The organism is Streptomyces sp. Je 1-79 (assembly GCF_025195125.1).
Classification (GTDB): domain Bacteria; phylum Actinomycetota; class Actinomycetes; order Streptomycetales; family Streptomycetaceae; genus Streptomyces.
In genome coordinates, this window is sequence record NZ_JAMGSL010000003.1 from 78,713 (window position 1) to 89,506 (window position 10,794).

Annotated in this window: 8 protein-coding genes; 4 read left to right on the forward strand and 4 right to left on the reverse strand. The window is 73.5% G+C overall.

Going from position 1 to position 10,794, the window contains the following annotated elements; all coding sequences use genetic code 11:
* Positions 1–16: 16 nt before the first annotated feature.
* From M5362_RS05770 to M5362_RS05780, 3 genes are all read right to left on the reverse strand, one after another.
* Positions 17–1,354, reverse strand: coding sequence for an ABC transporter substrate-binding protein (locus M5362_RS05770; RefSeq protein WP_260226238.1), 1,338 nt, complete (start codon positions 1,352–1,354; stop codon positions 17–19).
* A gap of 178 nt (positions 1,355–1,532) precedes the next feature.
* Positions 1,533–2,747: an ROK family transcriptional regulator gene (locus M5362_RS05775; RefSeq protein ID WP_260226239.1), complete on the reverse strand. Its 1,215-nt coding sequence runs from the start codon at positions 2,745–2,747 to the stop codon at positions 1,533–1,535.
* 179 nt (positions 2,748–2,926) lie between these two features.
* Positions 2,927–3,988, reverse strand: coding sequence for a mechanosensitive ion channel family protein (locus M5362_RS05780; protein WP_260226240.1), 1,062 nt, complete (start codon positions 3,986–3,988; stop codon positions 2,927–2,929).
* Between the two features lie 246 nt (positions 3,989–4,234).
* On the opposite strand from M5362_RS05780, the gene M5362_RS05785 reads away from it, so the two are divergent.
* Positions 4,235–4,798: an HNH endonuclease gene (locus tag M5362_RS05785; RefSeq protein ID WP_260226241.1), complete on the forward strand. Its 564-nt coding sequence runs from the start codon at positions 4,235–4,237 to the stop codon at positions 4,796–4,798.
* Positions 4,799–4,900: 102 nt separating this feature from the next.
* Here the strand turns inward: M5362_RS05785 and M5362_RS05790 are convergent, their stop codons facing one another.
* Positions 4,901–7,918 carry a beta-N-acetylglucosaminidase domain-containing protein gene (locus M5362_RS05790; protein ID WP_260226242.1) on the reverse strand — a complete coding sequence of 1,006 codons (3,018 nt, stop codon included), beginning with the start codon at positions 7,916–7,918 and terminating at the stop codon, positions 4,901–4,903.
* Between the two features lie 223 nt (positions 7,919–8,141).
* Here M5362_RS05790 and M5362_RS05795 point away from each other — a divergent pair, with 223 nt between their 5' ends.
* The 3 genes from M5362_RS05795 to M5362_RS05805 are packed head-to-tail and all read left to right on the forward strand — an operon-like array spanning position 8,142 to position 10,748.
* Positions 8,142–8,357, forward strand: a complete 216-nt coding sequence (locus M5362_RS05795) for a hypothetical protein (RefSeq protein WP_261365742.1) — start codon at positions 8,142–8,144, stop codon at positions 8,355–8,357.
* Positions 8,358–8,406: 49 nt separating this feature from the next.
* A complete protein-coding gene (gene malQ, locus M5362_RS05800; RefSeq protein WP_260226243.1) occupies positions 8,407–10,491 on the forward strand; it encodes a 4-alpha-glucanotransferase in 2,085 nt (694 codons plus the stop codon).
* A gap of 20 nt (positions 10,492–10,511) precedes the next feature.
* Complete coding sequence (locus M5362_RS05805) at positions 10,512–10,748, forward strand: hypothetical protein (RefSeq protein WP_260226244.1); 237 nt, start codon at positions 10,512–10,514, stop codon at positions 10,746–10,748.
* Positions 10,749–10,794: the final 46 nt, after the last annotated feature.

The following is a 10,794-nucleotide window of genomic DNA, read 5'->3' on the forward strand; positions in this document are numbered from 1 at the left end:
TACCGGTCCCGGGGTCTTACTTCGCCTGGGCGATGTCGCGGTCGATCTGGGCCGCGGTCTCCTCAAGGCCCTTCTTCAAGTCCTTGACCTGGCCCTTCTCGTACTTCTGGGCGAAGTCCTGGAAGGTGTCCTGGTACGTGGAGCCGTTCACCGCGCCGTCGGAGGTGGAGGACTCGGGGTGCTGGGCGATGTCCAGGAAGACCTTGAAGCGCTCGTCGGCCTTCAGGTTCGGGGACTTCAGGGCCTCCAGGGTGGAGGGGACGTTGCCGATGCCGTTGGCGAAGTTCACCACCGCCTCGGTGTCCATGGTCATGTACTTGACCAGCTCCCAGGCCGCGTTCTGCTTCCTGCTCTGCGGCGCGATGCCGATGATCGTGCCGGAGAGGTAGCCCTTGCCGTACTCGGCCACCTCGTCGTCGGCGACCGGCAGCGGCGCGACGCCGACCTCGAAGCCGACCTTGGCGTCCTTGATGAAGTTCAGCCGCCACTCGCCGTCCAGCTGCATCGCGACCTGGCCGGTGTGGAAGGGGTGCTTGGCGCCCCACTCGTCACCGAAGGTGGTGCGGTACCGGTCCAGCTTCGCGAACCCGCCCAGGGAGTCGACCAGCGACTTCTGGTACGTCAGCATCTCGGCGAAGCCCGGGTCCTTGGCGAGGTTCGACTTGCCGCTCTTGTCGAAGTACGTGTGGTCCCACTGCGACATGTAGTGGCTGGGGACGGTCTCGTAGCCGAGGTAGTTCGGCATGAAGCCGAGCTGCTCGTAGCTGTCGCCCTTCTCCTTGGTCAGCTTCTCGGCGACCGTCTTGAACTCCGACCAGGTCTTCGGCGGGGCGGTGATGCCGGCCGCCTTGAAGGCGTCCTTGTTGTAGTAGAGCCCGTACGCGTCGGAGAGCAGCGGCAGCGAGCAGCGCCTGCCCTCGAACTGGGTGTAGTCCTGGAGGACCTTGGAGAAGGTCTTGTCCAGGTCCACCTTGTCCTTCTCCAGGAAGGGCTTCAGGTCGGTGAACGCCCCGGAGTGGCAGAACTTGCCGACGTTGGACGTGGTGAAGGAGGCGGCCACGTCCGGCCCGTTGGAACCGCCCGCGCGCAGCGCCTGGCTGAGCTTGTCGTCGTTGATGTTGCCGACGACCTTCACCTTGATGTTCGGGTGGGCCTTCTCGAAGCGGGCGACGTTGTCCTGGATCGCCTTGACCTCGGAGGGCGCCGACCAGCCGTGCCAGAAGGTGATGGTGGTCTCGGCGTTCGGGTCGTCGCCCGCCTTGTTCTCGGCGGAGCCGGTACAGGCGGACGCGAGAAGGGCGATCGAGGCGGTGGCGGCGAGTGCGACGGCGGCTCTGCGCGGGCGTACGGGCATGACGGAGCTCCCTGTGGCGGAGGGGTCGACGGGGGAAGAGGACTGCTGGCGGTGCTCAGTGGTCGGTGCTCAGTACTCGGTGCTCTGTGCTCTGTGGTCTGTTGTCCGTGGTCTGTGCTCAGTGGTCCGGGCCGGTGCTCTGCGTCCGGTGCTCTGCGTCCGGTGCCGGACGGGGGTTCTAGCGGGACGTGTCGAAGACCTCGTCGCGGGTGGCGGCCAGGGCGCTCTCCAGGGCTCCGCGCAGGACGGGGTGCCGGTCCACGTCCCCGAGGACGAGCCGCGGCCGGGAGGCGGCGAGCTCGGCCAGCTCGGACTGGACGCGCTCGCGCAGCGGCTCCCCGCCGGCCGCGATCACCGCGCCGGACAGCACGAGGAGTTCGGGGTCGAGTACGGCGACGAGGGAGGCGAGACCGGTGGCGAGGCGCTCGGCGTACCGGTCGAGGAGCGCCGCGTACCGCGGGTCCTCGCCGTGGTGCGCCGCGGCGTGCGCGAGCAGCCCGGACGCGGTGGGCACGAAGGGATGCTCGGCGGTCTCGATGCCGACGGCCCGGGCGATCCGGGGCACGGCCTGGACACCCGCGAGCTCCTGGAAGCCGCCGGAGTTGGCCTTGGTGACCTGCCGTACGAGCGGGGTGCCGGGCACGGGCAGGAAGCCGACCTCGCCCGCGCCGCCGGTGAAGCCGCGGTGGAGCCGGCCGCCGAGGACGAGCGCGGCCCCGAGACCCCCCTCGTTCCACAGCAGCACGAAGTCCTCGTGGCCCCGGGCGGCGCCCAGGCGCTGCTCGGCGACGGCCACCAGATTGACGTCGTTCTCGTACTCGAACGGCATCGGGAGCGCGGCCGCCAGCTCCTCCAGGAGCGTGGGGGAGTGCCAGCCGGGCAGGTGGGAGGCGTACCGCAGCCGCCCGGTGGCCGGGTCGAAGGCGCCGGGGGTGCCGATGACGAGGCGGTGCACCTCGGACCGGGTGATCCCGGCGTCCTTCGCGGCGCCGTCGAGGGCGGTGGTGACCTGTCGTACGACGTCGTCGGCCGCGCGGCCCGGGGTGGCGAGCTCGAACTCGCCGACGACCTCGCCGGTGATGTCGGCGACGGCGGCGCGGATCCGCTCCGGGGTCACGTCGAGTCCGGCGGCGTGGCCGGCCCGGGCGTTGACCGCGTACAGCTGCGCGCTGGGGCCCGGCCGGCCCGCGGTGGTCCCGGTGGCGACGACGAGGCCCGCGGCTTCGAGGCGGGCGAGCAGCTGGGAGGCGGTCGGCTTGGACAGGCCGGTGAGCTTGCCGATCCGGGTGCGGGAGAGGGCCCCGTGCTCCAGCAGGAGATCGAGGGCCGCGCGGTCGTTCATGGCCCGCAGCACACGTGGGGTGCCGGGGGTGCCCGGGGTCGTACCGGCCATGTCGGATGCACCCGCCCTTCTCACTGTTAGGAAAGTTTCCTATTGGGTGGGAGGACGGTAGGACGGGCGTCACCGGGGCGTCAAGAGCCGCGGACGCACGACGCCCCCGAAGGCAACCAAAGCGTTACCTGCGGGGGCGTCGTCCCTGCGCGCCGGCGCGCGTGTCGTGTCAGAGGGCCTTACTTGCCGAGATCCGGCTTCGGCAGCGGGCTCGCCGCCGCGCCCTGCGGGGACGTCGGGGAGGCGAAGACCGAGGGGGCCGCCATGCCCGCCGTCGGATCCGCCGCGGACTCCTCCGCCTGGGCCGGGACCCCGCCGACGATCCGGATGCCGGCCGCGTCCAGGGCGCGCTTGATCCGCCACCGCAGCTCGCGCTCGACGCCCAGGGCCTTGCCCGGCATCGTCTTGGCCGAGACCCGGACGGTCATCGAGTCGAGGAGCACCTCGTTGAGACCGAGGATCTCCACGGGACCCCACAGCCGCTCGTTCCAGGGCTCGTCCTTCGCCATGGACGCGGTCGCCTCGTTGATCACCGACTGCACCCGGTCCAGGTCCTCCGTCGGGCGGACCGTCACGTCGACCGCAGCGGTCGCCCAGCCCTGACTGAGGTTGCCGATCCGCTTGATCTCGCCGTTGCGGACGTACCAGATCTCACCGTTGTCGCCGCGCAGCTTCGTCACCCGCAGACCGACCTCTATGACCTCGCCGGACGCCACGCCCGCGTCGACGGAGTCACCGACGCCGTACTGGTCCTCCAGGATCATGAAGACACCGGACAGGAAGTCCGTGACCAGGTTCCGGGCGCCGAAGCCGATCGCGACACCCGCGACACCGGCGGAGGCGAGCAGCGGCGCCAGGTCGATCTGGAACGCGCCGAGGATCATCAGGCCGGCGGTGCCCAGGATCACGAACGACGCCACCGACCGCAGCACCGACCCGATCGCCTCCGAGCGCTGCCGCCGCCGCTCGGCGTTGACGAGCAGCCCGCCGAGCGCCGTGCCCTCCACCGCCTGGGCGGAGCGGTTCATCCGCTCTATGAGCTTCGTCAGGGCGCGGCGGATCGCCATCCGCAGCAGCAGGGCGACGACCAGGATCAGAAGGATCCGCAGGCCGGTGTTCAGCCAGGTGGACCAGTTCTCCTCCACCCAGCCCGCGGCGTTCGTCGCCTTCTCCGCGGCCTCGTCGAGGGTGACGGGGACCTTCTGCGGATCGTCGGCGGTCTGCAGGGCGGACCAGGGCACGGGGAACCTCCAGGCGTGGCGTACGCGAGCATCCACACTAACGGGGCACACGGTGTGCTCCGGTTGTGCTGTTCGAGGGAGAGACCGACCTCACGCGGGGATGAACGAGGAGTCGATGCCGATGTGGTCGAGAACACTCCAAGCCCGTTACGGGTACGTGGTGGCGCTCCGACCAGGCATGAGGAGAGACTGAGAGCAGTTCGTCCCGGCGCGAGCCACGCGCCGCCGGCGTATTAGGAGGCATCCGTGCCGCATGTCCTGGTCCTCAACGCGTCGTACGAGCCCCTCGGCGTCGTACCGCTCCGCCGCGCGCTCGTCCTCGTCCTCGAGAACAAGGCACTCTGCCTCGAGGAGTCCGGCGCCTTCCTGCACAGCGAGACCCGCGTCATCCCCGCACCCAGTGTGGTCCGGCTGAAGCGGTTCGTGCGGGTCCCCTACCGGGGGCCCGTTCCTCTGACCCGCAGAGCCCTCTTCGCCCGTGACGGCGGACGGTGCATGTACTGCGGTGGCGTCGCAACCAGCGTCGACCACGTCGTTCCGCGCAGCCGCGGGGGTACGCACGCCTGGGAGAACGTCGTGGCGGCCTGCCGCCGCTGCAACCACGTCAAGGCCGACCGGCACCTGCACGACCTGGGCTGGCGGCTGCGCCATCAGCCCGCGCCGCCCAGTGGCCTGGCCTGGCGGATCATCGGGACCGGTCACCGGGACCCGCGCTGGCTGCCCTACCTGCAGCCGTACGGCGCCGATGACGTGATGGCCCGGATCGACGCCGTCTCCATCGCCCCCACGGGGGCCGTGAAGACGGGTTGAGCCGGGCCTTCGTCGTCGTGGGGGGCGCGCCGGGAAGGGCGCCCCTCGGTCACTCCGCGCCCCTCGGTCACGCCGCGCCCCTCGGTCACTGGCCGCCCTCGGTCACTCCGCGGGCGGGCGCGGCAGCTCCGGCTCCTGCTCCGGGGTCTCCGGCTCCTCCGGTGGCGGCGGTGGGGCCACCGCGTACGTCTCCACCGACCAGAGCGAGTAGCCGTACTCCGTCGCCCGCGCGTCGCCCTGGACCCGCAGGAAGCGGGTGTCCGCCGCGTCCATGCGGACGCTCTCCCGGCCGCCCCGGCCGTCGGCGACGGTCGCCGCCGTGCGCCAGCTGCGGCCGTCGGCGGAGACCTGGATGCGGTAGCGGGAGGCGTACGCGTCCTGCCAGTGGAGGACCACCTGCCCTATCCGGGCCGGCTGCGCCAGCTCCAGCTGCCACCAGGCGCCGTCCTCGGCCGGGGAGGACCAGCGGGTGGCCGGGTCGCCGTCCAGGGCCAGTACGGCGGGGAAGTCGGGGGTCTCGTCACCGGAGGACGAGGCCGTCGCCGTGCGCGCCAGGTCCGGTCCGGCCGTGCGCGGGAAGGCACGGACGGTGAGTGTCCGCTCCTCGCCCGCGAAGGACACCGGTACCTGGTAAGAGCCCGCCGGCACGTCCGGCGCGACCGACACCTCCAGCGGGATCGTCGCCCGTGTGCCGCGCGGTACGCGGGCCTCCTTGGGGAGCCGTACCCGGATCCCCTTCGGGGCGCGCGCCGTCAGCGCCCCGCGCACCTCGCCGGCGCTGCGGCCCACCAGCCGGACGTCCACCCGCCGCGCCGCGCCGCCGATCTCGGCGTCCGTCTCGGTACGGGCCAGCTCCAGTTCGGCGCGCGGCTCGTCGGCGAACCACGGCACGAGGGAGCGCACCTGAGGGGCGCCCCGCCCGTCCGCGCCGTCCCACACGATCCGTACCGCGTCCGCGCGCAGCCCCTCGGCGTCCGCCTGGGTCCAGCCGGTCGGGGAGAGCGGGCCGAGCGACCGCCAGCCCTCGCCGGGGACGTACGCCTCCACGCGCGCCGACTCGCCCGAACCCGGCTCCGTCATCACGGTCACGGTCTCCACGGGCCGCGAGCGCTTCAGTCGGACGGTGTACGCGTCCGGCTCCCGGTCCGCCTCGTGTTCGGTGCCCCGCTCCCGGTCCGCGCCCGTCCAGGCCGCCGACTCCGTCACCGCGCGCGTGAGGAAGGGATCGAGGACGCCCTTGCCGACGCTCGCCCCGCTCGCCTTCAGCGCCCCGCGCAGCGGCTCCAGCCGGAGCTGGGACTGCCAGGCCTCCGCGCCGTCACCGCGGGCCTGGGCGAGCAGCATGTCGACCGCCGTCTCGCCCGCGAGGCCGTATCGGGACAGCTGCTCCAGCCAGGGACCGACCTCGTCGTCGAGGGTGCCGTCGGCCGTCGCCGCCAGCCGCCGGGGAGCCTCCCGCATGACGGTGAACGCCTGGCGCAGCTCGCGCGCCGCCTTCTCCCGCACCGCGGGGTCGTGGGAGGTGCGGCTGTTCCAGAACGCCGTCATCAGCGGCTTGAGGTACGCCGACTCGCCCGCCGGGTCGAGGAGCGAGGAGGCGTCGTTGCCGGCCAGCGCCCACAGCGCCTCGCGGGCGGCGGGGTTCGGGCCCGCCAGCTCGTCGACGGCGGCCCGCCAGGACTCCTGCGGCCGGTAGCCCCGCGGGTTCCAGGCGTAGTCCGCGGCGGTGAAGAGCGGGATGCGGGAGACGGCGGCCTGCTCCATGGCGTTGGCCAGGAACGCGGCCGAGCCGGCCGCCACGGCCGGTTCCCGTCCCATGGCGGGGCCGAGGAAGAGCCGGTCCTGGGCGTAGTCGTTGACCGGGTAGTTGTCCATGGTGACCAGCGGGTGGCGCAGCGCGGCCCGGGCGCCCGCCAGTTCGCGGCCGGTGATCGTGCGCGGGACGGCGCCGACGCCGGTCCAGGCGACCTGCACCCGGCCGTCGAGCGCGGCGGCGAGCGCGGTGCGGTACTTCGTCGCGCCGTCCTGGTAGTACTCCGTCGGCATCAGCGTGAGCGGCTCCGCGCCCGGGTACCGGGCGGCCAGATGCCGGGTCACCTCGCTCGCCACGCGCGCGTGGGCGGCCGCCGCCGCCTCGGGCCCGCGCCCGAAGGTGTCCGAGTCCTTCGAGCAGTGCCACTCGCTGTAGCTGACGTCCTGGAACTGGAGCTGGAAGGAGCGCACCCCCAGCGCCCACATCGCGTCGATCTTGCGGGTGAGCGCCTTCACGTCGTCGGCCGAGGCGAGGCACATGGACTGCGCGGGCGCCACCGCCCAGGAGAGGGTCACGTGGTTGGCGCGGGCCCGCTCGGCGAGCGCGCGGAACTCCGCGCGCTGGGCGGCCGGATAGGGGTCGCGCCACTGGGTCTGGCGGTACGGGTCGTCACCGGGCGCGTAGAGGTACCGGTTCTGCTTGGTGCGACCCATGAAGTCGAGCTGGGCGAGGCGCTGTTCCTGGCTCCAGGGACGGCCGTAGAAGCCCTCGGTCAGGCCGCGCACGGCGGTCCCGGGCCAGTCCCGGACGACGACACCGGGGATCTCCCGCCGGTCGTCCGCCCGGCCGCCGATCAGCTGACGCAGGGTCTGCACGGCGTGGAACAGGCCGTCCTCGCCGACCCCGTCCAGGGCGACGGTGTCCCGGCCCTGGACCCGGCCCGTCGCGAGCCGGTAGCCGCCGCGCGGCAGATCGGCCCGCTCGGGCACGCGCAGCGCCCGCAGGGCCTCCTGGGAGGCGGCGGCGCCCACGCGGATCACGGTCCCGCCGCCCGGCAGGGCGTTGTGCACGGTTCCCACCCCGGCCGTCCGCAGCACCTCGTGGAGCGCGGCGACGGCGTACGGGTCGGCGTCGGCGTCGGCGAGCAGCGTCACCTCGCCGCCGAGGGGCACTGCGGCACCGGCCGCTCGCAGGGACTGGGGGCGCGGCCAGACCGCCGGCCCGGCCTGACGCTGCGGCACGTCGGGGGTGGTGACGGGGGAGACCGGGGCGGCCTGGGCGACTCCGCCGAGACCGCCGCCGAGGAGCCCGCCGATCACCGCGGCGGCCACGGCGGTCGCGGTCCGCTTCCGGTGTCCGAGGTGCACGGGGACCCCTCTCTCCTGTTGGATGACGCCGCCCTTGGGTCACGAGTGGGTCACGAGCCCACCACCCGCCCGGCAGGAGTGTCAATGCGCATGGTCGATGTGTCCGCTTTGCCGGGCGACCTTCCGGCGGGGTGGCACCGCTTCGCCAAGTTCCGCCGGTAAAACGGGGTGCGGTGGGTAGGGCTTCCTCGTTCCACCTGTCGAGACGAAACCGGGAGCACTCGTGACCACCCCCCACGTGACCGAGATATGTGTACCGAAACAGGGCCCGCTCACCAGTGAGCCGCCCTTCGCCCACGCCGCGCCCCTCACCAGCGAGCCGCCCCTGACCTCGGCGGCGCCCCTCACGAGCGAGCCGCCCCTGATCTCGGTGGCCCCGCTCACCAGCGAGCCCACGGCCCCCGCCGTCGCGGCGGGCCCGGAGTGCTCCGGAGTGTGACCCCGCCGGGCCCGGCCGCCACCCGTCCCAGACCTCTGGAGTGTGTGAAGTGTCCCTGGCCCGCCTCGCCGCCCTCCATGGCGTCGCCACCTCGTACGAGCCCTCCGCGGGCGTCACCGTCCAGGTGCCCGATGCCACGGTCGTGACCGTGCTCGCCGCCCTCGACGTGGACGCCGGCACGCCGGAGGCGGTCGCCGCCGCCCTGGACGCGGCGCTCCGGGCGGAGGCGGACCGGCTGCTTCCGCCCACGCTGGTGCGGTGGAAGGACGGCGCCGTGCACCCGCCCCGGGACCTTCCGCCCGGGACGCGGCTGCGCGTCACGACCGAGGCGGGAGACGTCGTGGAATCGGGCCGCTGGGACGGCCTGCCGCTCGGCGTGCACCGGGTCGAGGCGTTCGCCGCCGACGGGCGCTCCGGTGCCTGCACGCTGATCGTCGCCCCCGCGCGCGTGCCCCGGCCCGAGGGGCGCGTCTTCGGCCTGCTCGCCCAGCTGTACTCGGTGCTCTCCACCCGGTCCTGGGGCATGGGCGACCTCGGCGACCTGCGCGAACTGGCGACCTGGGCCGGCCGGACGCACGGCGCCGGCTTCGTCCAGGTCAACCCCTTGCACGCGGCCGTGCCGGGGGCGCCGACCGACCCCTCCCCGTACCGCCCCTCCTCCCGCCGCTTCCCCGACCCCGTCCATCTGCGGATCGAGGACGTCCCCGAGTTCGGCTTCGTGGGCCCTCGTCACCGCGACGAGCTGGACACGGTCCTCGCCGACGCCGCCGAGCTGCGCGAACGCGTGCTGCGCAAGGGCGCGTTGATCGACCGGGACGCAGTGTGGGAGGTCAAGCGGCGCGCCCTGGAGCTCACAGGGACGGTGGAGCTCGGACCGGGCAGACGCGCCGAGTACCGCGACTTCCTCGCCGAGCGGGGCCGCGCCCTGGAGGACCACGCGACGTACTGCGCGCTCGCCGAGCGGCACGGGCACCACTGGCGGAGCTGGCCCGTCGAGCTGCGCGACCCCCGCTCCGCCGCCGCGGCCGTCCGCGCCGACGACGAGCTGACCGCCCGGGTCGACTTCCACTGCCGGCTGGCCTGGCTGACGGACGGCCAGCTGGCGGCCGCGAGCGGGGCCGCGCGGGAGGCGGGGATGGCGGTCGGGATCGTCCACGACCTCGCGGTCGGTGTCCATCCGGACGGCTCCGACGCCTGGGCGCAGCAGGACGCCTTCGCCGCCGGCATGTCGGTCGGCGCCCCGCCGGACGCCTTCAACGCCCGTGGCCAGGACTGGGGTCTGCCGCCGTGGCGCCCGGACGCCCTCGCCGCCTCCGGCTACGCCCCGTACCGCGGTCTCCTGAGGGAGCTGCTGCGGCACGCGGGCGCGCTGCGGATCGACCATGTGATGGGCCTGTTCCGGCTCTGGTGGGTCCCCGAGGGCCGCGAACCCACCGAGGGCGCGTACGTCCGTTACGACTCCGAGGCGATGCTCGCGGTCCTCGCCCTGGAGGCCCACCGGGCCGGCGCGGTCGTCATCGGCGAGGATCTCGGCACGGTCGAGCCGGGGGTCCGGGAGCAGCTCGCCCGGCGCGGGGTGCTGGGCACCTCCGTGCTCTGGTTCGAGCGCGACTGGTCCGGCACGGGCCGGCCGCTGGCCCCGGAGGAGTGGCGCACCGACTGCGTGGCCACCGCCACCACGCACGACCTCCCCTCCACCGCGGCCCGGCTCTCCGGCGACCATGTCGCCCTGCGCCACAGGCTGGGGCTGCTCACCGGCGACCTGGCGGGCGAGCGTGCCCGGGACACCGTCGAGGTCGGCGAGTGGCTGACGTACCTGGAGCGGCTCGGGCTGCTTCCGGAGGGCCCCGGGGACGAGGAGGCCGAGGTCAGGGCCGTCCACCGGTTCCTGCTGCGGACCCCGGCCGCGATGGTCGGGGTGTGGCTGCCGGACACGGTGGGGGACCGGCGGCCCCAGAACCTGCCCGGGACCTGGGACCAGTACCCCAACTGGCGGCTGCCGGTGGCCGGCCCGGAGGGCCAGCCGCTGACCCTGGAGGAGCTGGCCTGCTCGCCGCGGCTGCACCGCCTCCTGGCGGTCTTCGGCTCCCCGGGGGGCGTCCGTACGGCACCCCCGGACGCGCGGCCCGTTTAGGTGTTCGCTACGTTTGCACCGTGGACAAGAAGAACGCCCTGCGCGCCGGTGCTGTCGCGGCCGGTACGACGCTGATGATGCTGCTCATGTCGTCCCCCGCGCTCGCGCTCACCCGCGACGACGGTGACGACCCGGCCCCCAAGCTGAGTGTCGTGGAGACCCTCGGCCTGTTCGTGGCCGCGCCGATCGTGCTGTTCCTGGTGATCGCCGGTCTCGTGATGGTGCTCGACAAGTCCGACAGGCCCAAGAAGGCCTAGGACACCACTCCGCAGCTTCCGAGGGCGCCGCGGCGGTACGGACGTA

What these genes read in the sequence shown, in the direction of transcription:
- M5362_RS05775 (WP_260226239.1), bottom strand. Translation starts at nt 2,747, where the DNA reads ATGGCCGGTACGACCCCGGGCACCCCCGGCACCCCACGTGTGCTGCGG.
- M5362_RS05770 (WP_260226238.1), bottom strand. Translation starts at nt 1,354, where the DNA reads ATGCCCGTACGCCCGCGCAGAGCCGCCGTCGCACTCGCCGCCACCGCC.